This window comes from Halarcobacter sp., assembly GCF_963676935.1.
In the GTDB taxonomy this organism is placed as follows: Bacteria; Campylobacterota; Campylobacteria; order Campylobacterales; family Arcobacteraceae; genus Halarcobacter.
Window position 1 is genome coordinate 1,058,381 of sequence record NZ_OY781470.1, and the last position, 22,293, is coordinate 1,080,673.

A 22,293-nucleotide genomic window follows, 5' to 3' on the forward strand; every position below is an offset into this window, starting at 1 on the left:
TTATTAAGATATCTTACAAAACTTGGAATAGTATGAAAAAACATGATACTTTAGAAAAAATTTTAATTCCTATAATTTTAACTGGATTTGTATTTATTGTTAGTTTATATATTGGCATTGATGTTATAGTTGGTTCATATATTGATAATAGAACAAAAATGTTTTTTGTATTTTATATGACATTATTATTGATTACACTTGTAATTATAGCAATATTTGTAACAAATAGATTTGTAAAAGTCCCAATGATTGAGTTAACAAGCTTTTTAGATAAAATTGAAAATGACCAATATGATTCTTTTAAAAAAGAGTTTGATAATACAGATATAGATAATTTTGTTGTTCAAGTTAATAAATTAATAAAATATTTAGCTAATAAAGATAAAAAAACAAATAGTTTAATTGAAATACTAAAAAGTTCAAATAAATCATTAGAAGAGTATCAAAAAGCTGTTGATGCTTCTGCAATGATATTGAAGTTTAATACGAATGGGAAAATAACATACGTAAATGATAAACTTTTAAAGAATACAGCTTATGAGGAAAATGAACTAGTTGATAAAAACTATAATATCTTAAGACATAAAGATATGGATGAACAATTTTTTATTAATCTTTGGGATACAATTAGAAACAAAAATATTTGGAATGGTGAAATTAAAAACCTAGATAAAAACAAAAATATTTTTTATACTTCAACAATAATCGTTCCAATATTAGATTCAAGTGAAGAAATCATTGAGTATCTTTCTTTTTCAATAGATATTACAAAACAAATAGAATCAGTGAAAAAAGCAAAAGAAGCAGAGGCTTCAAAATCTATATTCCTCGCAAATATGTCCCATGAGATTAGAACTCCTTTAAATGGTATTTTAGGCTTTGCAAAACTTCTTGAAAATGGACAATTACCTAAAAAAGAGAAAGGGTATATAAATATAATAAACAGTAGTGCTAAATCTTTATTAGGAATTATTAACGATATTTTAGATATTTCAAAAATTGAAAGTGGAAAATTTGAACTAGAAAAAAGAAGATTTAATCCTTTTAAAGAGTTTGAACCAGCTATTGAACTTTTTGTTGCAAAAGCAAATGAAAAAAATATTGATATTTTATTTTATATTGATCCTAGTTTACCTAGTTCTATAATAGGAGATTCTTTAAAAATAAAACAAGTACTTTCAAATCTGATAGGAAATGCAATAAAATTTACACCAGAACATGGTGATATTACAATACGAATAGAAGAAACAGAAAAAACTGATAAAAAGGTAAAAATACTTTTTAGTATAAAAGATAGTGGAATTGGTATTGCAAGAGAGAATCAAAAATCGATTTTTGATCCTTTTTCTCAAGCAGATAGTAGTGTGACTAGAAAATTTGGTGGTACTGGCCTTGGACTTAGTATTAGTTCAAATATTATCACCTTAATGGATTCTGAAATCCATTTAGATAGTCAAGAAGATAAAGGAAGTGAGTTTTATTTTGAACTTGAATTAGATTATGAAAAAAGTAAAAATTTATATCCTCAAATAGATACTAATTCAAAAATTGCAATTTATTGTGAAGAGTATGATTGTAGTTCACAATTAGGAATAGCAAAAAAATATTTATCAAATTATAGCAATCCCGAAGTTACAAATACAATCAAAGGCTTAAATGATTATAGTTTGATAATTGGATGGTATGATGAGTTAACCTCTTTAAATTTAGATAAAATTGAAACACCTTTGATTTTCATTAGTGATTACAAAGATAAAAGTTTAGAGATATCTAATGAACATAGAATAATAAAATCTCCAATAAATCAATCTAAATTATATGATGCTATTGTAGATATTTTAAATCCAGATATTGAAAAAGAAGTTCAAATAGATACTACACTTATAGAACACTCAAATATCTCTGCTTTAGTAGTTGAAGATAATCCTGTAAATCAACATCTTATGGAAGCTATGCTTTCTCAGAAAAAAATAAAATCAAAATCTGCTGATAATGGTCAAATTGCAGTTGATAAAATCAAATCAGGATTAGTTTTTGATATTATTTTTATGGATATAAATATGCCAGTAATGAATGGTATTGATGCAACACAAGAGATATTGAATTTTGAACATGAGAACAACCTTGAACATACTCCAATTATTGCCTTAACAGCAAATGCTTTGTCTGGAGATAAAGAGAAGTTTTTAGAAGAGGGAATGGATGGATATATACCAAAACCTTTTGAAGAGTATATGTTAGATGATGTATTGAATAAATTTTTAAATCTAAAAAATAAAAAAGAAAATGAAACTTCAAATAAAAATATTGAAACTATTGAAGAAGATTTTAGTATTGATATTGATGATTTTGAATATTCTATTGAAGATAGTGCAAAAAACTTAGGCTTAAAATTACCTATCTTTAAAACTATTTTAAAAACTTTTATCACTTCAATCAATTTAGATTTAGAAAAATTAAATAATGCTATTGAAAAAAATGATTTTATAGAGATTCAATCAATAGCTCATAAAGTAAAAGGTGCATCTGGAAATCTTAAGATGGATACAATCTATAATTTAACGAAAAATATTGAATACGATGCAAAAGATAAAGTAGAAACAGATTATAAAGAAAAATATAATCAATTAGTTTTACTAGTTGATAAAATAAAAAAAGTTTATGAGCAGAGTTAATCTAAAAGATTAACTAACTCTTTACAAAATATATCAAAAGAGGGTAAATATAAATCACTCTCTCTTTGTTTTTTGCCCCACATTGGCTCAGGAAAATATGAATCTTCTTTAAATCTAGCCATAATATGAAAATGTACATGTGGGAGATAGTTTCCAAAAGAAGCTATATTTATTTTTTCTGGATTATAATAAGCTATCATTTTCTTTTCAATAATATCTAAAGTATTAAAAATATCTTGTTTTATATTTGTTGGACATTGTGATAACTCTTTATAATTATCATTTGTGAATATTTTAAGCCAAGGTATTTCACTCTTTTCAATTTGTATATTAATATATTCATTCGTGAAAATCGTCATATATTTTCCTTATTTTATCAATTGCATTTAAAAACAAATCAACCAATACTGGGTCAAAATGTTTCCCTTTTTGAGATATTAGAAAATCTGATGCTTCTTCAAAACTCCATGGGTTTTTATAAGGTCTTTTAGAAGTTAAGGCATCAAATACATCAGTAATAGAAACTATTCTTGCACTAATCGGAATCTCATCACCCTTTTTCCTATTTGGATAGCCTGTACCATCATATTTTTCATGGTGATTATAAGCAATTTTTTCACCCTCGATCAAATAAGGACTTTGAGTATCTTTTAATATCTCTTTTCCAATAAAAGCATGAGAGCGCATCAGTTTTGTTTCTTCTTCATCTAAAGATGACTCTTTTAATAATATATTATCTGGAATACCAACTTTACCAATATCATGAAAGGGAGATGAATAAAATATTATCTCTTGCATCTTTTCATCTAAACCATATTCATTTGCAAGAATTTTTGAATAGTGAGCAACTCTTGTAGTGTGATTAGAAGTTTCTTCATCTTTATATTCTGCTGCTCGACCTAAAACCATTAGTGTTTCATGTTCTCTATTTAAAATCTCTTTTGTTGCATGTGCTACTTCACTTTCTAAATGTAAAGCTTTATCTTTCAGTTTAAGTTGTGCTTCTCTAAGACTGATTAAATTTAAACTGCGTGCTTTAAATTCTGCTATATCTATGGGTTTTGATAAAAAATCAGTTGCACCAGCTTCTAGAGCATTTAGTTTTACTTCTTGAACATCACCAACTGCAGTGATAACAACTATGGGAATCTCTTTGTACTCTTTTCTAAATCTTTTTATTAATTCAATACCATCAATTTCAGGCATCATATAATCAGTGTATAATATATCAATATCGTTTTTTAATGCATAATCTAACCCTTCCAAAGGGTTTTCAAAAGTGGTTATTGAAAGATTAAATTCAGCTGCATAAGCTTGTAATAGCATCAAGTTTACGGGTTCATCATCTATATATACAGCTTTTATATTTTCTAAATTCATTATAATAACCTTATGTTAAAAATATATAATAACCAATTTGATATTATAAAATAATAAATAAAGATATAATATGAATATATAAAGTTTAGTATGTAAATTAAACAATATTTAAGCAAAAATTAATTATAATCCGTTTCCATTTTTCCAACCATTAGAGAATTTTTTATAAAATCTTTTTGTGTTTTATAAAGGGTTGGGAAGAACCTGAAAAACAAATATGACTATATCGTTGTCTTTGTTTGCTCTGTTGATTTATAAAAACAAAGACTTTTGTTTTTCATTGAGCAGTTTTTCCCTGTTGGAAGTGGTAATATACACAAAAAGGACAGACTGATGAAAGTTAGAGCTTCAGTAAAGAAAATGTGTGATAAATGTAAAGTTATCAAAAGAAGAGGTATCGTAAGAGTAATCTGCGAAAACAAAAAACATAAACAGAGACAAGGATAATCGATGGCAAGAATTGCAGGTGTTGATTTACCAAACAAAAAAAGAATGGAGTATGCTTTAACATATATTTATGGTATAGGTTTACATAATTCAAGATTAATCTTAGATGCTGTTGGAATTGATTACAACAAAAGAGCACACGAACTAACAGAAGATGAAGCAGCAGCAATTAGACAAGAGATCCAAAAAAACTATATGGTTGAGGGTGATCTTAGAAAAAAAGTTGCTATGGATATCAAATCTTTAATGGACTTAGGTTCATATAGAGGTTTAAGACACAGAAAAGGTTTACCTTGTAGAGGGCAAAAGACTAAAACTAATGCACGTACTAGAAAAGGTAAAAAGAAAACTGTTGGTGCAGCAGCTAAGTAAGGATTAACGTATGGCAAAAAGAAAAGTAACTAGAAAAAAAGTAGTAAAAAAGAATATTGCTGACGGTATTGTTCATATAGCAGCAACATTCAACAACACAATGGTAACTGTAACTGATGCAGCAGGTAATGCTATCGCATGGTCAAGTGCAGGAAACTTAGGATTCAAAGGTTCTAAAAAATCTACTCCGTTTGCAGCGCAACAAGCAGTTGAAGATGCAATGACTAAAGCAATGGAACATGGTATTAAAAATGTTGGTATTAAAATCCAAGGACCAGGTTCAGGTAGAGATACAGCAGTTAAATCTGTTGGAGCAATGGAAGGTATTACAGTTAAATGGTTTAAAGATGTTACACCATTACCACATAACGGTTGTAGACCTCCTAAAAGAAGAAGAGTGTAAGGAGTAGTTAATGGCTAGATATAGAGGACCAAGAGAAAAGATTGAAAGAAGATTGGATGCAGACCTTGGATTAAAAGGTGAAAGAAGACTTAACGGAAAATCTGCATTAGAAAAAAGACCATTTGCTCCAGGACAACACGGACAAAGAAGAGGTAAAATCTCTGAGTATGGTTTACAATTAAGAGAAAAACAAAAAGCTAAATTCATGTATGGTGTTTCTGAAAAACAATTCAGAAAATACTTTAAAGAAGCAGCAAGAAGAGATGGTAATACAGGGGCAAACCTTATTACATTAATTGAACAAAGATTAGATAACGTTGTATATAGAATGGGATTTGCTACAACTAGAGCAAACGCTAGACAATTTACAACTCATGGACATGTTTTAGTAGACGGTAAGAAAGTTGATATTCCATCTTTCGTTGTAAAACCTGGACAAAAAATTGAAATTAAAGAAAAATCTAAAACTAACCCACAAATTGTAAGAGCATTAGAACTTACAAACCAAACTGGTCTTGTTGACTGGGTTGATGTAGATAAAGACAAAGTATTCGGAATTTTTACAAGAATCCCAACTAGAGAAGAAGTTGTTATTCCTGTTGAAGAAAGATTAATCGTAGAGTTATATTCTAAATAATAAGCAAGGTAGGCTATGAAAAAATTTGCAGACACACCGTTTTTACCAACTGAGGTTGAGATAGAGGCTATCAGTGATAATGAAGCTAAAATATCAGCATATCCATTTGAAAGTGGTTTTGCAATAACTTTAGCACACCCTCTTAGAAGACTTTTATTAAGCTCATCAGTTGGATATGCTCCAATTGCAGTAAAAATTGAAGGTGCTTCTCATGAGTTTGACTCATTAAGAGGAATGCTTGAAGATATAGCTATTTTTATAATTAATCTTAAGAATATTAAGTTTAAAATTAATGGTGAGGAAGATCAAGTTGTTGTTGAATACTCTTTTGATGGTCCAAAAGAGATTAAAGGGGAAGACTTAGTAAACTCTGATGTTGAAGTGGTTTCTCCAGATGTTCATTTAGCAACAATTAACTCTGACTGTAACTTAACATTCTCAGTAATTATCCAAAGAGGTATAGGATATATGCCTTCTGAGGATATTAGAGATATGGTAAGTTCTGATTATATTCCATTAGATGCTTTCTTTACACCAGTAAAAAAAGTAGTATATGATATTGAAAAAATGTTAGTTGAAGATAATCCTAACTTTGAAAAAGCTGTATTTACAGTACAAACAAATGGACAAATTACTCCAGTTGCTGCATTTAAAGAAGCAGTATCAGTTATGTACTCTCAAATGTCAGTATTTAACAAAGTATTTGATTTATCTGAAGTTACAGTTAATGATGCTGGTGAAGAGCCAGTTGAATTAAAAGATTTAATTGTAAAAATTGATGATTTAAATTTAAGTGCTAGAAGTTTCAACTCTTTAGATAGAGCTGGACTTAAATTCTTAGGTGAATTAGTACTTATGAGTGAAGTAGAAGTTAAAAATATTAAGAATTTAGGAAAAAAATCATTTGATGAAATCGCTGAGAAATTAGACTCTTTAGGTTTCCCAATTGAGAATACACTTCCTGAAAACGTTGCATCGGCTTTAAGAAGAAAGCTTGAGCAACTTAAAGCATAATTTAAGGGTTTGATATGAGACATAAGCACGGATATAGAAGATTAAACAGAACTTCTTCTCATAGAAAAGCGTTACTAAAGAATTTAGCAATCGCTTTAATCGAAAGAGAGAAGATTGAAACAACTGTACCAAAAGCAAAAGAATTACAAAGATACATTGAGAGATTAGTAACTACATCTAGAAATGCAGATTTTAACACTCACAGAGCTGTTTTCGCATTATTACAAGATAAAGAAGCTACTAAAAAAATTATCAATGAAATTGCACCAAAGTATGTAGAAAGAAATGGTGGATACACTTCAATTGTTAAGACAAGAATTAGAAGAGGTGATGCTACACCTATGGCATTTATCTCATTTGTTTAATCACAGATAAGAAAAAGATTCAAAAGGGGAGATGAGGCTTGACTTCATCTCCCCTTTTTTTATACACAAAAACTATCATTTTATTTCAAATTATTTCAAAAATTGCTTTACCCAAATTTAATCAAAAATTTTATATAATAGCGCGCAATATACTATTCGTTAATCCTAGGAGATAGATTTGATAACTCTAAAAGAAGCACTAAGTTTAAGTAGTGAAGAAGTTAAAAATTTAAGAGAAGATTTAAACTCTAAAATCAAGCAAAGTAACATCGGTGCTTATGTAGAACAACTAACTAATAGTGAAGTGTCAACTTCAGGTGAAGGTATTCCAATAGCTATAAAAGATATTATAAATGTTAAAGATTGGAATATCACTTGTTGTAGTAATATACTTCAAGGTTATGTTAGTCCTTATGACGCAACAGTTATTAAAAATTTAAGAGAAGCTGGGCTTAGTCCATTTGGTAGAGCAAATATGGATGAGTTTGCAATGGGAAGTAGTACTGATACTTCTTGCTATGGTAAAACTTTAAATCCAAATAATCCTAATAAAACAGCTGGTGGAAGTTCAGGTGGTAGTGCAGCAGCAGTAGCTGGTGGTATTGCTATTGCAGCATTAGGAACTGATACTGGTGGTTCAGTTAGACAACCAGCAGCATATTGCGGATGTGTTGGGATGAAACCAACATATGGAAGGGTTTCTAGATATGGAGTAACAGCTTACTCTTCATCTTTAGACCAAGTAGGACCTATAACTCAAAATGTAGAAGATGCAGCAATTTTATATGATATTATTTCTGGACATGACCCTATGGACTCAACTTCTGCAAATGTTGATTATACTCCTGTAGCAAGTAACTTAAACAGCGATAAAAAACTTAAAATTGCAGTAATTGATAACTTTGTGGAACAAGCAAGTGATGAGATTAAACAAGGTTTTGAAAAAGCTATTAAAGCTTTAGAAGATGCAGGACATGAAATTGTTCATAAAAGTATGTTAGATACAGATAAGATTCTTTCTTCTTATTATATAGTAGCAACTGCTGAAGCTAGTGCAAATCTTTCAAGATTCGATGGTGTAAGATATGGAAATAGGAAAGGTGAGGGTGGACTTAAAGATATGTATGTTCAAACAAAATCACAAGGTTTTGGAGATGAAGTACAAAAAAGAATTATGTTAGGTTCTTTTGTTTTAAGTTCAGGTTATTATGATGCTTATTATATTAAAGCTCAAAAAGTAAGACACTTAATAAAAGATGAGTATGAAGAGATTTTTAAAGATGCAGATTTGATTCTTTCTCCAGTTGCACCAACAACAGCACCTGAGTTTGGAAGTTTTAAAACTTCATTAGAGATGTATTTAAGTGATATTTACACAATATCAGTAAATCTAGCTGGACTTCCAGCAATATCACTACCAGTTGATAAAAACAGTGATGGTATGCCAATAGGTTTACAAATGATAGGAAGAGCTTATGACGAGCAAACTTTATTTGATGGTGCTTTAGCGTTAGAAAAAGCTGTTGATTACAAATAATTAAAATTTACAAAAGGCATATTATGAGAATTAGAAAAAGAGCTTTAACATTTGAGGATGTTTTATTAGTTCCTGCAAAATCAGAAGTTTTACCAAAAGAGGTATGTTTAGAAACAAAATTAACAAAAAATATTACACTTAATGTTCCATTTGTATCTGCTGCTATGGATACTGTTACAGAATACAGAGCTGCAATTGCAATGGCAAGACTTGGTGGTATTGGTATTATACATAAAAATATGGATATCGAGTCACAAGCACTTCAATGTAAAAAAGTTAAAAAAAGTGAATCTGGGATGATTATTGATCCCGTTACAATTAAAAAAACACAAACACTACAAGATGCTGAGGATATTATGGCATCATATAAAATCTCAGGAGTTCCAGTTGTAGATGATAATAATATTTTATTAGGAATTCTTACAAATAGAGATATGAGATTTACAAAAGATTATTCTCAATTAGTTCAAGACAAAATGACTGTTATGCCTCTTGTAACTGGTAAAGAGGGTACAACTTTAGATGAAGCTGCTGATATTATGCACCAAAATAAATTTGAGAAACTACCAATTGTTGATAAAAAAAATAAACTAATTGGTCTTATAACAATCAAAGATATTAATAAAAAAAGAGAATACCCAAATGCAAACAAAGATGAATTTGGAAGATTAAGAGTTGGAGCTGCTATTGGTGTTGGTCAATTAGATAGAGCAAAAGCACTTGTAGATGTTGGTGTTGATGTTTTAGTTTTAGATTCAGCTCACGGACACTCAAAAGGTATTTTAGATACAGTAAAACTAATCAAAGCTGAACTTGATGTTGATGTTATTGCAGGAAATGTTGCAACAGCAGAAGCAACAGCAGATTTAATTGCAGCTGGTGCAGATGCAGTTAAAGTAGGAATAGGACCTGGTTCAATTTGTACAACAAGAATTGTTGCGGGTGTAGGTGTTCCTCAAATCTCAGCAATCGATGAATGTGCAGCAGAGGGTGCAAAACATGGAGTACCTGTTATCGCTGATGGTGGTATTAAGTTTTCTGGTGATGTTGCAAAAGCCTTAGCTGTTGGAGCAAGTGCAGTTATGATGGGAAGTGCATTAGCTGGAACTGAAGAATCTCCAGGTGAGGTTATCCTTTCACATGGTAGAAAATTTAAAACATACAGAGGTATGGGTTCAATTGGTGCAATGACAAAAGGAAGTACAGATAGATATTTCCAAGAAGGAACAGCAGCTGATAAATTAGTTCCAGAAGGAATCGAAGGTATGGTTCCATACAGAGGAGCAATCGGTGATATTATCCACCAATTTATTGGAGGACTAAGAAGTTCAATGGGATATGTAGGAAGTGAATCAATCCCAGTATTCCAACAAAGAGCAGAGTTTGTAGAGATTACAAGTGCAGGGCTTAAAGAAAGCCATGTGCATGATGTAACTATTACGAATGAGGCACCTAACTACCACATCTAAAAAATAAAAGTAAAGCGTCATCTTTTCGCTTTACTCTGCGTTGGATAGTTAAATTTAATGCTCATGTACTTTCCATGTACATTCCGCTTAAATTTAACTCTCCGCCTTGATTAAAACGAAAATCTAAAACTTTCTTTTTAATTTTTATTTATTATTTTATAAATTTTCTGTTTTTTGTATTTGTGAAGTAAAATTACTTAATTTAAAAATATATTGGATATAATTATTTTTAATAAAAAATTTTATATGGAACTAGATGAAGAATAAAAAGGATTTTATAATTATACTTATTATAGGTTTTATATTTACTGCTTGTTCAAATAAACATTATTATTACTATGAAAAGTCTTATAGTATTAAAGGTTTAAGAGATTCAGGAAAAGTTATCTCAAATGGAAAAGATTTTACAGAATTTATAGATCAATTATATAAAACTTTAGAGTATCCTAAAAATTTACAGAAATTAAAAATGGAGGGAACAACAAAAATTTTGTTAATTATTAACAAAAATGGTGAATTAATTGAAATAAAAATATATAAATCATCAGGTAAAAAAGAATTTGATAATGAAGCCTTGCGAGCAGTCGAAATAGCATCAAAAAAACTTCCTATTTTTAAAAAAGAAGTAAAACTTATTTTTGATGTAAATTTTAGAACAAGACTAGATGCATTAAGTTTTTTTAGATGATAAAAAATAATATCCCAGAGGTTGAATCTCCACTTTTTAATTTAACAACTTTATAAAAGGTTGTTAGGTTTTACTCTCATTTCTAGCTTTTTTCTTTGCTTTTTTTATATCTTTTTGACGTGTTGGTGTAAATTGATTTTCAACTCTTTTATTCTCAGCTCTTTTTTTTTGAATAAAATAAATAATAATTCCAGAACAAGCAAAAGAGAGTAAAGCTATTAATTCAAACATTAATTTCCTTTTTTGTTTATAATATCATAGTAAAAATATATGTAAATCTTGTATTATATATTTATAAGCCAATATTTAAAATTAAATAACACCCCTGAGGATGAATCTCCACTTTCTTCATAATTCTAAACTAATACTTAAAATGAGTGCATAACTTAAACTCAAATAGATATAATTCTCTTCACAAAAATTTAATCAGGAAAAATAATTTATGAAATTACACCCCAGAGAATGAATCTCTACTTTTATAATAATTGTTGGACTTTGCACTAGTTCAAATAAAATTGTACCAAAAAATGCAAATGTCATTATCTCACTTTTTCACATTTGAGAAGCCGAGTGTTTATTTATTGTTTCGGATGTCAATTCTGCTTGCAGACAAAAGTTTTGTAATTGTTTGAGCATAAAAATATGCTGGGAGCGTATTTTTATGCGAGTTTTCTCAACGAGAGTGTAAGGGTGGCTTCGACTTCGAAACTTTGTGGGTTGCTTTTTATTTTACTTTCTTCAATATGTAATCCTGTTTGCAGGCAAAAAAGTTAATATTTAGAATTTATCTTTCATAATCAAGTAATTTTTTAGCCATATGTGTCTCCTAAAATGTAGTATTATTATGTTTTTCTCTAATTAACATACATAATGTATTGTTATTACAGTTATCTAGATAAAAAGTATATATTTAGATTATAATTAAAAATAAAAAATCAATTCAAAAATATTACATTTTGTAATAAATTTTCATTGAATGCCTATTTTAAGGATATTTTATGTGAATGTCTAGTTATTGAGATAATTAAGTAATAAATATATATAATGTATTGTTATTAAATAGTTAGACATACAAAATAAGCTATAAGGAAACAAATTGACTAATAAAAAATTATTAGCTCGTAATGCAACCTTACTTAATCAAGAAGAAATAGTTTTTGACTCAAATAATTTTATACAAAGACTATTATTATTTGATGAATATATTTTAGATTCAATTAGGTTAAAAGAAATTCCATATATTATTAAACTTATTGGGTATGAAGGATTTTTATTATTACTTGAGCAAGACTTTTTTAAACTTCGAGTTGAAGCTAATTCAATTGGGCAAACAGGTCAATTTTTTGGAAGAAGAAATCAAAATAAAAAAATACTTCCACCTTTGTGTTTTTCATTTGATATATTGAAAGGCATAGAAAAAGAATATATTAGTAGTTGTCTTAAAAATATACATTCAATAGAAACTATTAATAAAAAAGAACAAAAAAAATTAAAACTATCAATTGTAGATAATTTAGTTAAATCTCCAAATAATTTTGGCAATAAAACTATAGAGCAAATTGGTATTAATATAAATGAAACTAAATATATGACTAATATTATTTTAGACAAGTTATTAAATAAAAACCATGGAATTACTGATACAAAAAACATAAATTTAAATATTGAAGAATTAGATAAAGGTGATTTTCATGTAGAGCATAATCTTGAAAAGTTATTTAATTTAAAACAAAATGAATCTCATAAAATTATTGAACAATCAATGTTGGCAATGTTAGGAATGCATTTAAGAATTGAAGAAATGGACGTATTTAATTCTATTTCTGGTTTTAAACCAGATGAATCAGAACTATTTGATAAGAAAATTGAGCGTATTTATAATATTTCATCTTCTTATAAAGATGAACAAAACTTTAATAGATTTAGAGAAATATATAAGTTTCCAAAATTAGAAATAGATAAAACTATTACAATTGATATTGAAAGGTTATTAAAAATAAGAGATAGTAAAGACTGTATAGAATTTAGAGAATGGATAGCAAAGATTCATAATTACAGTGATAATGAAATTGATGAACAACTCAATAATTATAAATCAAAATTAATTAATCTTGCAACTACAACTGAAGGTAAAAGTCTAAGATTTTTAATTGGGACTATTTTGGTTGGTGCAGTAGCTAGTCCACCTGTAGGAATGATTGTAGGTGCAATAGATACATTTATGATAGATAAATTATTGCCAAGAAAAGGTTATTTATCATTTATTCATAATGATTTTAATACAATTTTTAAAATATAGAGACATATTAAACTATATTGTCTAACAAAACCTTGGAAGAAAAACAAGGGTACACTGCGGTTAATTTAAATTTTTTAGAACAAAAAAGCTAAAATGAAAATTGAAATAATCAAGTGGTATCATACCCTTGTTTCTCAACTCAATCGTTAGATTAATAAATGGAAACATAGTAAGGTAAGAATATGGAAATATATACAATAAGACGACTAATATTTATAACAATTATTTTGCTCATTCTGTCTGAGTTATTTTCACAAGTGGTCAATCTATTTTCTATAATTGGTGGTATTATTGTAATCATCATATATGCTTATTGCGCTAAAATGGCGCGGGAAAGTGCAAAAACAACTTTTTGGTTTATTGTACCAACAATAATCTTTACACTCATACCATTAGTTATCAAATTCTGGCCAAAAGAAGAACCAAATTCAATACTTGAATATCTAATATCATCAGTGTTTGACAATTTTTCATTACTTGCAAGTTTTGTTGTTCCAATTATTTTGCTTTCAACTGCATATTATGGACTTAAAAAACATGAAAAAATCTAACAAATCAGAGGAGCTAATAAATTACCCTGCGGGCAATTTATTAGCTCACTTCAAACGTTATATCTAAAAGGAAACCTATTGAATACAGAGATTAATTTAAAAACAATTGAGTATGCTAAACATATGACTAGTATGAATATGGGCATACAGCCAGCTCATCAAATATTCTATTATTATTCAATTCTATATACAGCAGAATGTTCTGCTCGTGCTTTTTCATTCTATGAACATCTATTAACTTTTAAAGATGTTGATTCGATTCAATTGGTTGGAGCTGTTCAAGAAGCAATTGCTCATGCTGGTGCATTAGCATTTTACTTTTGGAATAATGGAAGTTCAAGACAACCAAAAGAAATGAAAGAGTACATTAAACAAAGAAGTGATTATTTAAAAAATGAATTCAATTTAGATGAAACTTCTGCTTTAAAAAATAGATCAATACGTAATACATTTGAACACTTTGATGAAAAAATAGATATTGCTCTCTTAAATACTCTGGCTGGCACTTTTTATCCTATGCCAGTTATTCAAAGTCATACTACTATAGAAAAAGAACAAGTCGGAAAATATTTTAAATTACTTGATATAGAAGAAAAATGCCTAGTACTTTTAAACCAAAAATTCTTTTTTGAAGACATTCAAAAAGAAGTCAATAAGATTTACGATATTGCTAAAAAGAAAGTCCAATTACATGGATGATATAACAAAACATTGGAGAGAAATAGTTTACCCTAGAGGGCAAAACTATTTCTCAAGTTAGTCGTTAGCAGATTTTAGGAGAAAACATGAAAAAAGCTATACATACAATTTTGAATGAAATTCCAAAAAATAAGATATTTGACAGTCATTATGTTATTTCTCAATTGATCAAATTCCATTCAGACATTTACCTTATTTTCGCATCAGGTATTTCTGCAACTTCAGAAAAAACTTTTGTTATTCATGGGCAAATTGGTAAAGAGATAGCAAAATTTGAAGCATCCAACCTTATTAGAAGGTTGGAGAATATGTCATGGTCAGAAAATATTCATGGTAACTCAAGTGAATGTACAGCATGGATAAAGTTGTAAAACTGCTAACAAATCACTGCATCGAACCATCAGCCCTGCTGGGCTGTGGTCCGATGACTTCATACGTTATATGAAGGTAAAATATGGATGATAATATTAAAGCATCTTGGGAAAGATTTCTAAACCCTGAAGTATTAAGAAATAATTTAATTTTAGGTTCAATTTATATTACATCATTCGAAATATTAAAAGACACCATTATTACAAAATTGAAAGACTTTTTTATTGATGGAATAGATGAAAATGGATTTATATATAATGATAAATACAAAACTAAAGTTTTAGCTTTACATAAAAACCCATTACAAGCATCGTTAATATGGTTACAAAATAAGGATGCTATTGATAATAAGGACATTCAAAAATTTAAAAAAATTAAAACTTTTAGAAATAAATTAGCACATGAGATGCTTGACTTCATTGCAAATATTCCAGAAGATGACTTACTTGAACTATTTAATGATATGATAAACTTATTAACAAAAATTGGAAGATGGTGGATCATTAATGTCGAAATACCAACAAACCCAGATTATGATGGTCAAGAAATAAACGAAGATGAAATAACGCCAGGCATGAATATAACACTTCAATTACTATTTGATATAGCATTAGGAAATGAGGAAGAAGCAAAAAAATATTATGATAAATTTCTTAAAAAGAAAAGAAACATATAACAAAACATCGGAGAGAAATAAGTTACCCTGCGGGCAAACTTATTTCTCAACTTAAACATTATGCTCAATTAAAATTTATGGAACAAAAATGAAAATACCATCATCACGAAATCCCAACATGCGGTCTCACATCAATCCCCATAAGAGATCTCATATTGATCCCACGAGACGTTCGCACATTGACCCAAATAGGCGAAGTCACATCGACCCTCATCGCAGGTCTCATATTGATCCTATACGACAATCACATATTGATCCAAACAGGAGATCACATGTTGACCCGTTCCGAAGGTCGCATATAAATCCTGAAAAAAGATCAGCTATAGATCCTAGAAGGAGTTCAAATATTGATGCGAATAGATCATCCGACATTAGTGGCTTCTATATTTTTTCAACAAATGAAACACCCATTGGGTTTACTGTAGAAGCAGATGAAGAAGTAACCTTGATCTTTGATAGTAGTTCTAAATGGATTGGTTTTTTAGTTGCCACCGGGGACGGAGGTTTTAACCAGTTTGATCTAATTAAAAATTGGATAGGTTTTTGGTGTGATACGGAGGATGGGAGTTTCAATATATTTGATTTAGATAGAAACTGGGTTGGTTTTACCACATGAAAAGCATAACAAATCAGAGGAGCCAATCAAAAACCCGCAGGCGGCTTTTTGATTGCTCATTTTAAACGTTATACAAAGGTGAAAAAATGAATGAAGAAATATCTTTAGTGATTTTAATAGAAACAAAAGAAGGAAAACGACAAAAACAAATTGATGCCTATAAAGAATTAGCACCAATTGTTTTACAAGAAAGTGGATGTTTGCAATATGAATTAAAAGAAGTTGAAGGTAATGAAAATCAATTTATTCTAATTGAAAAATGGGCATCAAAAAAAGATTTAGATGCTCATGATATTACACCTCATATGATTGAAGCAGATAAACTAAGTCCTACATTTAGAAATAAACCTGCAACAGTATATATACTAAAAGATGTATAACAACATATTGGAAATAAAAACGAGGGTGTACTTGCAATTTCAAATTGATAAATTGTAAGTAGAATTTAAAAATGGTATTGAATAAACGGATTGAATTTTCCCTCATTTTTCAATTCTAACGTTATCTTAAAATACTACCTATTGACAAAACGTACGATATTTAGTACAATATAGCAAATAAATAAAAAGGTTAACTATGACAAAAGTTATGTCGGTAAGTCAGGTAAGAGCTGATATTTACAATGTAATGGATGAGACAGCACAAACTCATGAGCCTATACTTATTACTGGAAAAAGAAATAATGTAGTTATGCTATCACAAGAAGACTGGAATGCAATAGAAGAAACACTATATTTAAATTCTATACCAAATATGGCTTCTTCAATTCAAGAGTCTATGAATGCAGATGATAGTGAGTTTAGTGAAGATATTGAATGGTAGAGTATAAAATACTTTATAGTAAATTAGCATTAAAAGATGCTAAAAAACTATCAATTACTAATTTAGATAAAAAAGTTAAAGAGCTTATTGAAATAATAAAAAAAGATCCATTTCAAAACCCACCTCCTTATGAAAAATTAGTAGGAAACTTAAATGGTTCCTATTCGAGAAGAATAAATATTCAACATCGACTGGTTTATGAAGTAAAAGAAGATGAAAAGAAAGTAAGAATTTCTAGAATGTAGTCACATTATGGAGAATAAGATAACAAATCAGTGGAGCCAACAAATTACCCTGCCGGGTTATTAATTGGCTCATTTTAAACGTTATAAAGAAGTCATTAGATGATAAACTTAACAGATTTGATTTATTATAACTATTATATATAAGGAGAATTAAATGGATATTCTTAGTTTTATTGAGCGCGTAAATATTGCTATTCAAATTGTCAAAGAAGGCTATCCTGAAGCTAAGTTGTATGAAGTTGGTGGTGTAGTTAAAAGTAATGAACCAACAACTGATCCTAATAAAATAGACCAATTAAGAGTAGTTTTTCAAAATATTGATAATTCTACAGTAATAATAAAAGAGTCTGACAATGGTAAGTTTGATAGACCGGTGTTTATTCCTGAACCTTGGTTAGAAGATAGTATTATTGATTGGCCTATAAATATGGATCTTTCAAAAGCAAATGAGCTTAAGGAAAAAGCAGGATATAAAAATTCTTATCTTTCAGTAACCTTGAGGACTCCTTTGGATTCTGTACCTAGAAATCCTTATTTTATTTTTATGGGTGATGTTACTGTACCTAGTATATTTGTTAATACTATTACAGGTGAGGTTAAGGTGGGGAGTTTTTAAATCAAATAGATATAATTCTCTTCACAAAAACTAATTAGGAAAAATAATTTATGAATGAAACTTTAATCTATCCAATTCTTGCAATAATAGCTTTCATAGCTTATAAAAAATATACTCAATACAATGTATTAAAACTTGTACCATCTCTTTTAAAACAGGGTGGACAAATCATTGATGTTAGAACAAAAGAAGAGTTTACTTTATCTCACAAAGAGGGAAGTATCAATATTCCACTTGAATCACTTAAAAATAGAATAAATGAGTTAGATAATAGTAAACCTATAATTCTTTGTTGTGCTAGTGGGAGTAGAAGTGGTTTAGCAAGACGTCTTTTGATTACAAAAGGTTTTGAGAATGTACATAATGCTGGTATGTGGAAATCTCTTTTAAAGTTTTAAAATAGCTTTAATTTTGAGTATTTTTTATTTGCAATAAAGAAAAACCTAAACCTACAAATATTCCACCTGTAATCCTATGAAACCAAGTCATAAAGTTTTGTTTTTTAAACAATCCTCTTGCTGATTTTGCCACAAAACCATAAATACAAAGACTAAAAAAAGAAAAAAACATAAATATCCCAGTCATAATAAAAAACTGAGGCGTAATGTTACTTTTTAGATTTAAAAACTGTGGAAAAAGTGCTATAAAAAATATTATTGGTTTGGGGTTTGTAACAGCCAAAAAGAAAGACTCTAAAAAAGTTTTTTTCAAACTTTTTTCTATCTTTATATTTTCATCTTTTTTTAGTTTTAAAGAAGATGCACTTTTAAACTGTTTTATTCCTAGATAAATCAAATATCCAGCCCCAACTATTTTTACAATCATAAATAAAGTTGCAGAAGTAAGTAAAATAATACCTAACCCAGAAATAGAAATAGAAGATAAAATAAATAAACCTAATATATTTGCAAAAGAAGATGTAGTAACTGTACGCATATCGTGAACTAATCCATTTGTAATAGCTAAAAAAACAGCAGGACCAGGACTAATTACATAAAAAAAAGCAACAACAGAATATAAAAAAAGTATATGTAAATCCATAAGCATATCCTTGTATGGAATTTATTAAATTATAACTAAAAAAATGTGATAGCCAATATATTAATTGATTACTTTTTATATATAGTATGAAGTATTTATTATCTTTTGACACTAAAAGTGACATCTTTATTTTATAATTAAAATATTTATTTAAGGATTAGAATATGAAAAAAGTAATTTTTTGTTTTGATGGCACGTCAAATGATCCTACTGATTCGCAAGATTTCTTTACTGATACAAGTATTTCTAATGTTTTAAAACTATATTGTTTTTTAGGTGGAATATTACCTAAAGGTACAAGTAGCAAAATAGATACAAGTATTCAAGAAAGTTTTTATTATAGTGGAGTTGGTACACGAGGTAATTGGTTTATTCAAAAATTTAATACATGGTTTGCTCCTCCTTATGGAGATATGTCAGATATCATTGCTGATGCAAATGAAGATTTAAATAATATTGATGAAAACGATATAGAAATATATATATTTGGATTTAGTCGTGGTGCAGCTATTGCAAGACGATTTGCAAGTCAGTTAAATCCAAAATACAGAGTTAAATTTCTTGGTGTTTTTGATACTGTTGCAGCTACTAGGGGTTCTTTAGACTTAAAAAGTGACACTTATCCAGCAAGTGGAGTTGTATTTGAAAATGGAACTTTAGGAGAACATGTGGAAAAAGCAGTTCATTTAGTTTCTATTGATGAAAAAAGAATTGCTTTTCAACCAACATTATTTAACAAAGATGATAGAGTATTGGAAGTATGGTTTTCGGGTGTTCACTCAGATATAGGAGGTGGATATTGGTTTGATGCATTATCTGATATAACTTTACAATTTATGTGTGATTATGTTAGTTCCCAGTTAAAGTTACTTTCTATAGATGAGATTGAATATAATAAATTAAAAGTAGATGATGAAACAAATATATGCAAAGATGATTTAGAGATTTTACCTTTTATTAGTGGCAAAATGCATGAACAACAAAGAGTAGGTGTATCTAAAAATTTACTAGCCCCAAGATTAGTTAGAGTTAATATCAATGATCATCCTTCATCAACTGATTATCCAATTATTCATCATAGTGTAATTGATAGATTTTTTGAAGTTAAAAGTTATCGTCCTTATGCATTACGTGATACAAGATTTAAAGTTTTAGATAAAAATAATGATATTTCAGAAGAAGTTTACCATGGAATTAATGGATTTAGGAGTTTAAAATCAAGTGAATCTTTTAAATAATATATACTTAACTTAAGATGAATAGATCTTTTTTAGATAAAATTTATTCTTCTTATAGTTTCTAATTATACTAAAAGGTTTAAATGTGAATTATTATTTATTAAATTTAAATTTCCCTTATCACCATATATTGATGAACTGTTAGGTTCTTTTTCACTTAAATCTGCATTTTCAAGTTCTAAGACTTGTTTTATATAATTAATAAGCTTAGTATTGTCATTATTATTCATATAATCTTCTATAGCAGATAAAAAATTTTTTTCAAACTCTTTGTCACTTTTTAATTTATCAATAAGTTTATTAAAATCAACCTCTTTATCAGTATTTTTAAGATCAAACGCTATGTTAGCACTCTTAAAAGAATTATTTTCATATGAAGTATATGTGTATCTTAAATTTATCCCAGTTGTTTCTTTTGTACCTTCCCTTGTATAATTCTCATCATCCCAAGGTAAGTGGGTAGTTGTTTCATTTACTTTTGTAAAAATACCATAGGTATTAGTAACTTCATTTTTGTCATTTACAATATCAAAAGAGTCATTTGTTAATTTAGATATTGTAAATTTCCCTGAGCCATCAATGCCTTTCTCATAATCTTTAATAATATCTGAAACTTTATTTAGACCTGTTGCTGCGTTTTTTAACCAAGGGTTTTCATCTAGTTGCTTACTTGTAGGAGTATATTCTTTTCTTTCTTCATCTAGTTTTTTTTGAGCTGCTCTTATTGAATTTATTGTATCTTTATCAAGAGTAGTAGGTTCAGGAAGTTCTTTTATTTCACCATAAATTTTCATGATTTATCCTTTCAACTATATTTAAGAATTGTATAATTTATTTTTTAAAAAATAGATTAATTAACAAGAATATTATATATAGGTTTTTTGATGTCAATTAGTTTAGTTAACATTCAATCAAAATATATAATAAATAATTAAAATACCTCTTGACAATAAAATAAGATATAAATGTTAAAAAAATAGCGGAAAAACAGTGTTAATGGAAGCAAAAACTGCAAGCAGATAAGATGGATAAAACTCGTATTAAAATAACAAAAAAGCTAATAAGGAGATTAAAAATTTACTTTTTTCAAAAATATTTGTGGTAACATAATTGTTCATATATGAAAAGGGTTTTATAATTGAAATATCTTAAAATAGTTATAAGTTTATTAATATTTACATTTGTATCATTACATGCACATGATGTTGGTTTTCGCAAAGTGGATAATGTTTCAAAAGATGGATTTTCAATGGTAGTACTATATCCAACTTCATCAAAACCAAAACCAGTAACTTTTGGTCCATTTACTTTAAATGTGGCAATAGGTGGCAAAGTTGAAGAGGGGAAGTTCCCTTTAGCAGTTTTATCTCATGGTTCAGGAAGTAGTAACTTATCATATAAAGATATAGCTATCTCATTGGTTACTAATGGTTTTATTGTTGTTATGCCTTTACATCCTAAAAATAACTATTTAGATAATTCATTTGAAGGTAAGGTTGAAAATTATATTAATAGACCAAAGCAAATATCATCATCAATTGATAAAGTTCTATCAATGAATAGTTTAAGTACTCATATTGACAATAATAAAATCGCTGTTTTAGGACACTCCATTGGTGGATATACTGCGCTTGTTGTTTCAGGTGCAATTGCTAAGACTAAGGATTTAATTGATTTATGTAAGAGAGAGTCATCTCTTCTTGATCCTTATTGTAAACCAGTTTTTGAAAAACTTTTAACACAAGAGATAAAGATTAGTTCAAAAGATACTAGAATAAAAGCACAAATATTGATGGCTCCTGTGGGAGCTGTATTTTTATCTAAGAATTCCTTAGCTGATGTTAATATACCTACATTATTACTTGTTCCTGAAAAAGATAGTGAATTAAGTGAAAAGTATAACTCTAAAGTAATTAAAGATATTCTTGAAAAGAAAGGTATTTTAACTTACAAAAAGATTTCTAATGCTGGACATTATTCATTTTTAACATCTTATCCCGATTTTTTAAAATCAAAATTAGGAATAATTGCACAAGATCCAGAAGGTTTTGATCGTGCTGCTTTTCAAAAAGAACTAGGTAAGTTGTGTGCTACTTACTTAAAAAAGGTATTATAGTTGGTATAGTTTGGG

At 28.4% G+C, this 22,293-nt stretch carries 27 protein-coding genes; 22 read left to right on the forward strand and 5 right to left on the reverse strand.

Annotated elements, in window-relative coordinates; all coding sequences use genetic code 11:
* Nucleotides 1-32 precede the first annotated feature (32 nt).
* Entirely contained in the window at nt 33-2,675 is a 2,643-nt protein-coding gene (locus tag ACKU4C_RS05215) for an ATP-binding protein (RefSeq protein WP_321315060.1), read from the forward strand.
* Here the strand turns inward: ACKU4C_RS05215 and ACKU4C_RS05220 are convergent.
* Nucleotides 2,672-3,034 carry an HIT family protein gene (locus ACKU4C_RS05220; RefSeq protein ID WP_321315061.1) on the reverse strand — a complete coding sequence of 121 codons (363 nt, stop codon included), beginning with the start codon at nt 3,032-3,034 and terminating at the stop codon, nt 2,672-2,674. The genes ACKU4C_RS05215 and ACKU4C_RS05220 overlap by 4 nt on opposite strands.
* A complete protein-coding gene (locus tag ACKU4C_RS05225; protein WP_321315063.1) occupies nt 3,015-4,055 on the reverse strand; it encodes an HD domain-containing phosphohydrolase in 1,041 nt (346 codons plus the stop codon). Before ACKU4C_RS05225 ends, ACKU4C_RS05220 begins: the two co-directional genes overlap by 20 nt.
* 333 nt (nt 4,056-4,388) lie before the next feature.
* Between ACKU4C_RS05225 and rpmJ the strand changes: the two genes are divergently transcribed.
* The 9 genes from rpmJ to ACKU4C_RS05270 all read left to right on the forward strand — a co-directional run bounded on the left by rpmJ (nt 4,389) and on the right by ACKU4C_RS05270 (nt 10,987).
* Nucleotides 4,389-4,502 (forward strand): 50S ribosomal protein L36, encoded by a 114-nt coding sequence (rpmJ, locus tag ACKU4C_RS05230; protein ID WP_004509205.1) that lies wholly within the window; start codon nt 4,389-4,391, stop codon nt 4,500-4,502.
* A gap of 3 nt (nt 4,503-4,505) precedes the next feature.
* Nucleotides 4,506-4,874: a 30S ribosomal protein S13 gene (rpsM, locus tag ACKU4C_RS05235; RefSeq protein WP_320033643.1), complete on the forward strand. Its 369-nt coding sequence runs from the start codon at nt 4,506-4,508 to the stop codon at nt 4,872-4,874.
* Nucleotides 4,875-4,884: 10 nt separating this feature from the next.
* A complete protein-coding gene (rpsK, locus tag ACKU4C_RS05240) occupies nt 4,885-5,277 on the forward strand; it encodes a 30S ribosomal protein S11 (RefSeq protein ID WP_321315087.1) in 393 nt (130 codons plus the stop codon).
* Between the two features lie 10 nt (nt 5,278-5,287).
* A complete protein-coding gene (rpsD, locus tag ACKU4C_RS05245; RefSeq protein ID WP_321315088.1) occupies nt 5,288-5,914 on the forward strand; it encodes a 30S ribosomal protein S4 in 627 nt (208 codons plus the stop codon).
* Nucleotides 5,915-5,929: 15 nt separating this feature from the next.
* On the forward strand, nt 5,930-6,928 hold the full coding sequence (locus tag ACKU4C_RS05250) for a DNA-directed RNA polymerase subunit alpha (protein ID WP_321315090.1): 999 nt from the start codon (nt 5,930-5,932) through the stop codon (nt 6,926-6,928).
* Nucleotides 6,929-6,942: 14 nt separating this feature from the next.
* The gene (gene rplQ, locus ACKU4C_RS05255; protein WP_321315092.1) at nt 6,943-7,293 is read left to right on the forward strand and encodes a 50S ribosomal protein L17; all 351 of its coding nucleotides are present in this window, start codon (nt 6,943-6,945) and stop codon (nt 7,291-7,293) included.
* Nucleotides 7,294-7,471: 178 nt separating this feature from the next.
* Nucleotides 7,472-8,830, forward strand: a complete 1,359-nt coding sequence (gatA, locus tag ACKU4C_RS05260; RefSeq protein WP_321315094.1) for an Asp-tRNA(Asn)/Glu-tRNA(Gln) amidotransferase subunit GatA — start codon at nt 7,472-7,474, stop codon at nt 8,828-8,830.
* Nucleotides 8,831-8,853: 23 nt separating this feature from the next.
* The gene (guaB, locus tag ACKU4C_RS05265) at nt 8,854-10,299 is read left to right on the forward strand and encodes an IMP dehydrogenase (protein ID WP_321315095.1); all 1,446 of its coding nucleotides are present in this window, start codon (nt 8,854-8,856) and stop codon (nt 10,297-10,299) included.
* Nucleotides 10,300-10,555: 256 nt separating this feature from the next.
* Nucleotides 10,556-10,987: an energy transducer TonB gene (locus ACKU4C_RS05270; RefSeq protein WP_321315096.1), complete on the forward strand. Its 432-nt coding sequence runs from the start codon at nt 10,556-10,558 to the stop codon at nt 10,985-10,987.
* A gap of 63 nt (nt 10,988-11,050) precedes the next feature.
* Here ACKU4C_RS05270 and ACKU4C_RS05275 read toward each other — a convergent pair whose 3' ends face one another.
* Entirely contained in the window at nt 11,051-11,218 is a 168-nt protein-coding gene (locus ACKU4C_RS05275) for a hypothetical protein (RefSeq protein WP_321315097.1), read from the reverse strand.
* A gap of 865 nt (nt 11,219-12,083) precedes the next feature.
* Between ACKU4C_RS05275 and ACKU4C_RS05280 the strand changes: the two genes are divergently transcribed.
* The 10 genes from ACKU4C_RS05280 to ACKU4C_RS05325 all read left to right on the forward strand — a co-directional run bounded on the left by ACKU4C_RS05280 (nt 12,084) and on the right by ACKU4C_RS05325 (nt 18,281).
* Nucleotides 12,084-13,286, forward strand: a complete 1,203-nt coding sequence (locus tag ACKU4C_RS05280; RefSeq protein ID WP_321315098.1) for a hypothetical protein — start codon at nt 12,084-12,086, stop codon at nt 13,284-13,286.
* Nucleotides 13,287-13,609: 323 nt separating this feature from the next.
* Nucleotides 13,610-13,837 carry a hypothetical protein gene (locus tag ACKU4C_RS05285; RefSeq protein WP_321315099.1) on the forward strand — a complete coding sequence of 76 codons (228 nt, stop codon included), beginning with the start codon at nt 13,610-13,612 and terminating at the stop codon, nt 13,835-13,837.
* A gap of 78 nt (nt 13,838-13,915) precedes the next feature.
* The gene (locus ACKU4C_RS05290) at nt 13,916-14,536 is read left to right on the forward strand and encodes a hypothetical protein (protein WP_321315100.1); all 621 of its coding nucleotides are present in this window, start codon (nt 13,916-13,918) and stop codon (nt 14,534-14,536) included.
* A gap of 86 nt (nt 14,537-14,622) precedes the next feature.
* On the forward strand, nt 14,623-14,907 hold the full coding sequence (locus ACKU4C_RS05295) for a hypothetical protein (protein ID WP_321315101.1): 285 nt from the start codon (nt 14,623-14,625) through the stop codon (nt 14,905-14,907).
* An 83-nt stretch (nt 14,908-14,990) separates the two neighbouring features.
* On the forward strand, nt 14,991-15,584 hold the full coding sequence (locus ACKU4C_RS05300) for a hypothetical protein (RefSeq protein WP_321315102.1): 594 nt from the start codon (nt 14,991-14,993) through the stop codon (nt 15,582-15,584).
* Nucleotides 15,585-16,286: 702 nt separating this feature from the next.
* Entirely contained in the window at nt 16,287-16,580 is a 294-nt protein-coding gene (locus ACKU4C_RS05305; RefSeq protein ID WP_321315103.1) for an antibiotic biosynthesis monooxygenase family protein, read from the forward strand.
* Between the two features lie 196 nt (nt 16,581-16,776).
* Nucleotides 16,777-17,022 carry a type II toxin-antitoxin system Phd/YefM family antitoxin gene (locus ACKU4C_RS05310; RefSeq protein WP_321315104.1) on the forward strand — a complete coding sequence of 82 codons (246 nt, stop codon included), beginning with the start codon at nt 16,777-16,779 and terminating at the stop codon, nt 17,020-17,022.
* A complete protein-coding gene (locus tag ACKU4C_RS05315) occupies nt 17,016-17,267 on the forward strand; it encodes a Txe/YoeB family addiction module toxin (protein WP_321315105.1) in 252 nt (83 codons plus the stop codon). Before ACKU4C_RS05310 ends, ACKU4C_RS05315 begins: the two co-directional genes overlap by 7 nt.
* A 154-nt stretch (nt 17,268-17,421) precedes the next feature.
* The gene (locus ACKU4C_RS05320; RefSeq protein WP_321315106.1) at nt 17,422-17,883 is read left to right on the forward strand and encodes a hypothetical protein; all 462 of its coding nucleotides are present in this window, start codon (nt 17,422-17,424) and stop codon (nt 17,881-17,883) included.
* A gap of 50 nt (nt 17,884-17,933) precedes the next feature.
* On the forward strand, nt 17,934-18,281 hold the full coding sequence (locus ACKU4C_RS05325) for a rhodanese-like domain-containing protein (protein ID WP_321315107.1): 348 nt from the start codon (nt 17,934-17,936) through the stop codon (nt 18,279-18,281).
* A gap of 7 nt (nt 18,282-18,288) precedes the next feature.
* Here ACKU4C_RS05325 and ACKU4C_RS05330 read toward each other — a convergent pair whose 3' ends face one another.
* Entirely contained in the window at nt 18,289-18,924 is a 636-nt protein-coding gene (locus ACKU4C_RS05330; RefSeq protein WP_321315108.1) for a LysE family translocator, read from the reverse strand.
* 164 nt (nt 18,925-19,088) lie between these two features.
* On the opposite strand from ACKU4C_RS05330, the gene ACKU4C_RS05335 reads away from it, so the two are divergent.
* Nucleotides 19,089-20,162, forward strand: coding sequence for a DUF2235 domain-containing protein (locus tag ACKU4C_RS05335; RefSeq protein WP_321315109.1), 1,074 nt, complete (start codon nt 19,089-19,091; stop codon nt 20,160-20,162).
* A gap of 65 nt (nt 20,163-20,227) precedes the next feature.
* On the opposite strand, the gene ACKU4C_RS05340 is transcribed toward ACKU4C_RS05335, so the two are convergent.
* On the reverse strand, nt 20,228-20,956 hold the full coding sequence (locus tag ACKU4C_RS05340) for a hypothetical protein (RefSeq protein ID WP_321315110.1): 729 nt from the start codon (nt 20,954-20,956) through the stop codon (nt 20,228-20,230).
* Nucleotides 20,957-21,300: 344 nt separating this feature from the next.
* Between ACKU4C_RS05340 and ACKU4C_RS05345 the strand changes: the two genes are divergently transcribed.
* The gene (locus ACKU4C_RS05345; protein WP_321315111.1) at nt 21,301-22,278 is read left to right on the forward strand and encodes a chlorophyllase/cutinase-like alpha/beta fold protein; all 978 of its coding nucleotides are present in this window, start codon (nt 21,301-21,303) and stop codon (nt 22,276-22,278) included.
* Nucleotides 22,279-22,293: the final 15 nt, after the last annotated feature.

What these genes read in the sequence shown, in the direction of transcription:
- ACKU4C_RS05215 (WP_321315060.1), top strand. Translation starts at nt 33, where the DNA reads ATGAAAAAACATGATACTTTAGAAAAAATTTTAATTCCTATAATTTTA.
- ACKU4C_RS05330 (WP_321315108.1), bottom strand. Translation starts at nt 18,924, where the DNA reads ATGGATTTACATATACTTTTTTTATATTCTGTTGTTGCTTTTTTTTAT.
- ACKU4C_RS05295 (WP_321315101.1), top strand. Translation starts at nt 14,623, where the DNA reads ATGAAAAAAGCTATACATACAATTTTGAATGAAATTCCAAAAAATAAG.
- ACKU4C_RS05340 (WP_321315110.1), bottom strand. Translation starts at nt 20,956, where the DNA reads ATGAAAATTTATGGTGAAATAAAAGAACTTCCTGAACCTACTACTCTT.
- rpsM (WP_320033643.1), top strand. Translation starts at nt 4,506, where the DNA reads ATGGCAAGAATTGCAGGTGTTGATTTACCAAACAAAAAAAGAATGGAG.
- rpsD (WP_321315088.1), top strand. Translation starts at nt 5,288, where the DNA reads ATGGCTAGATATAGAGGACCAAGAGAAAAGATTGAAAGAAGATTGGAT.
- guaB (WP_321315095.1), top strand. Translation starts at nt 8,854, where the DNA reads ATGAGAATTAGAAAAAGAGCTTTAACATTTGAGGATGTTTTATTAGTT.
- rpsK (WP_321315087.1), top strand. Translation starts at nt 4,885, where the DNA reads ATGGCAAAAAGAAAAGTAACTAGAAAAAAAGTAGTAAAAAAGAATATT.
- ACKU4C_RS05310 (WP_321315104.1), top strand. Translation starts at nt 16,777, where the DNA reads ATGACAAAAGTTATGTCGGTAAGTCAGGTAAGAGCTGATATTTACAAT.
- ACKU4C_RS05270 (WP_321315096.1), top strand. Translation starts at nt 10,556, where the DNA reads ATGAAGAATAAAAAGGATTTTATAATTATACTTATTATAGGTTTTATA.
- rplQ (WP_321315092.1), top strand. Translation starts at nt 6,943, where the DNA reads ATGAGACATAAGCACGGATATAGAAGATTAAACAGAACTTCTTCTCAT.
- ACKU4C_RS05335 (WP_321315109.1), top strand. Translation starts at nt 19,089, where the DNA reads ATGAAAAAAGTAATTTTTTGTTTTGATGGCACGTCAAATGATCCTACT.
- ACKU4C_RS05320 (WP_321315106.1), top strand. Translation starts at nt 17,422, where the DNA reads ATGGATATTCTTAGTTTTATTGAGCGCGTAAATATTGCTATTCAAATT.
- ACKU4C_RS05250 (WP_321315090.1), top strand. Translation starts at nt 5,930, where the DNA reads ATGAAAAAATTTGCAGACACACCGTTTTTACCAACTGAGGTTGAGATA.
- ACKU4C_RS05275 (WP_321315097.1), bottom strand. Translation starts at nt 11,218, where the DNA reads ATGTTTGAATTAATAGCTTTACTCTCTTTTGCTTGTTCTGGAATTATT.
- ACKU4C_RS05220 (WP_321315061.1), bottom strand. Translation starts at nt 3,034, where the DNA reads ATGACGATTTTCACGAATGAATATATTAATATACAAATTGAAAAGAGT.
- ACKU4C_RS05225 (WP_321315063.1), bottom strand. Translation starts at nt 4,055, where the DNA reads ATGAATTTAGAAAATATAAAAGCTGTATATATAGATGATGAACCCGTA.
- ACKU4C_RS05285 (WP_321315099.1), top strand. Translation starts at nt 13,610, where the DNA reads ATGGCGCGGGAAAGTGCAAAAACAACTTTTTGGTTTATTGTACCAACA.
- ACKU4C_RS05305 (WP_321315103.1), top strand. Translation starts at nt 16,287, where the DNA reads ATGAATGAAGAAATATCTTTAGTGATTTTAATAGAAACAAAAGAAGGA.
- ACKU4C_RS05315 (WP_321315105.1), top strand. Translation starts at nt 17,016, where the DNA reads ATGGTAGAGTATAAAATACTTTATAGTAAATTAGCATTAAAAGATGCT.
- ACKU4C_RS05300 (WP_321315102.1), top strand. Translation starts at nt 14,991, where the DNA reads ATGGATGATAATATTAAAGCATCTTGGGAAAGATTTCTAAACCCTGAA.
- ACKU4C_RS05325 (WP_321315107.1), top strand. Translation starts at nt 17,934, where the DNA reads ATGAATGAAACTTTAATCTATCCAATTCTTGCAATAATAGCTTTCATA.
- rpmJ (WP_004509205.1), top strand. Translation starts at nt 4,389, where the DNA reads ATGAAAGTTAGAGCTTCAGTAAAGAAAATGTGTGATAAATGTAAAGTT.